Source organism: Limosilactobacillus reuteri (assembly GCF_002254085.1).
Lineage (GTDB): Bacteria > Bacillota > Bacilli > Lactobacillales > Lactobacillaceae > Limosilactobacillus > Limosilactobacillus reuteri_K.
The window spans coordinates 1-1235 of sequence record NZ_NGPY01000047.1 but is presented as its reverse complement, the minus strand read 5'-3'; the positions used below and the strand labels follow the sequence as shown (position 1 = coordinate 1235).

The window sequence follows — 1235 nt, the reverse complement described above, 5'->3', positions numbered from 1 at the left end:
ATTAAGCGTCGTCGCAACAATATCCCACGAAAATCTCTTAATTATCGTACACCATTAGAAGTATTCTTGAGTCATGTCACAGAAGAACAACTTTCACCTTTTTTCTAATTTAAATTGACATTTCAGGCTTTAATTTGATGGCAATAATCACGCAATATACTTATACCGCCGGTATAACCCATCTCCTTAATGAAATAAAAAATTGAAGTAGCTGAACAAGAATTCTTAACCTTCTCATCAATAATATTTCGATAGGGACCTAATTTACTTTTACGTCATTTTCTTTTGTTTTCATAACCATCGTCTTTCAAATAATAATATTTTCTAGCTGTCCTTGGATCACAGCCTAATTGACGACCTAATTCAGTAAAATTTGGTTTAATTTTATCCATTTGATATTTTCTCAACTCCTGTCGAATATCTTGTCTCATATAAATTCCTCCAGATTTAATATGAAACAAGTATAAAAAAATGTTGGAAAACCGACAATTTTAAATCGGTGTTTTCCAACATTTTATAACCGGTGTGGACACTTTAACGTGGAATGATATTGATTTTATTCATCACACTATTAATATTGATAAGGCATGGAAAGAAACCAAAGATAAAAACGAAACTGAAGAGCATTTCAGAACTCATCGTTTCAAACCAACTAAAAATAAATCATCTATTAGGAAAATAAAGGTCAATGATAAGTTAATTCATCTTTTCAGTAAATTAAGAGTTAACGCACCAAGTAATCTTGTTTTTATGGATCAATTTGGAACTGTTCCAACAAGCACTCCGTTAAATAAGAAACTACGTGAAATTATGTGTGACCTTCATATTAAAAAAGAAAATTTTCATTTTCATAGTTTACGCCATAGTCATGTTGCTTTGTTGTTGAGCAATGGGATAGACATTTATGCAATTAGCAAGCGGCTAGGTCATAATGATGTTTCAACAACCATGAATACCTATGCTTATTTGATTGATGAATACAAAGATAAATCAGATAAAGCCATTTTAAAAGCGTTGGATTTTTAATTATAAACCATGCACTTTCCGTGCACCGGTTATACAAATTTGCACCATTTTATACTATTTCTTTAAAATCAAAATTTAAACTAATCGAGTAGGAGATAATTGATTATTTCAATTATCGACCTCTCACACCACCGTACGTACGGTTCCGTATACGGCGGTTCGACAACTTAATCACATTGAATTGACTGGAGCGTCTTGGACATATTCAT

1 protein-coding gene and 2 pseudogenes are annotated in these 1235 nt (G+C 31.7%); 2 read left to right on the top strand and 1 reads right to left on the bottom strand.

All coding sequences use genetic code 11. The features are described from left to right. A pseudogene (locus CBG10_RS08280) lies at positions 1-108 on the top strand (IS30 family transposase); the annotation flags it as partial. Between the two features lie 167 nt (positions 109-275). On the opposite strand, the gene CBG10_RS11550 reads toward CBG10_RS08280, so the two are convergent. Further along, a complete protein-coding gene (locus CBG10_RS11550) occupies positions 276-431 on the bottom strand; it encodes a hypothetical protein (RefSeq protein ID WP_225361535.1) in 156 nt (51 codons plus the stop codon). Between the two features lie 94 nt (positions 432-525). Between CBG10_RS11550 and CBG10_RS08270 the strand changes: the two are divergent. Next, positions 526-1026, top strand: a pseudogene (locus CBG10_RS08270) (site-specific integrase); the annotation flags it as partial. Positions 1027-1235: the final 209 nt, after the last annotated feature.

Bases quoted from the DNA above. Each gene is read 5' to 3' on its own strand.
- CBG10_RS11550 (WP_225361535.1), bottom strand. From the start codon at position 431: ATGAGACAAGATATTCGACAGGAGTTGAGAAAATATCAAATGGATAAA.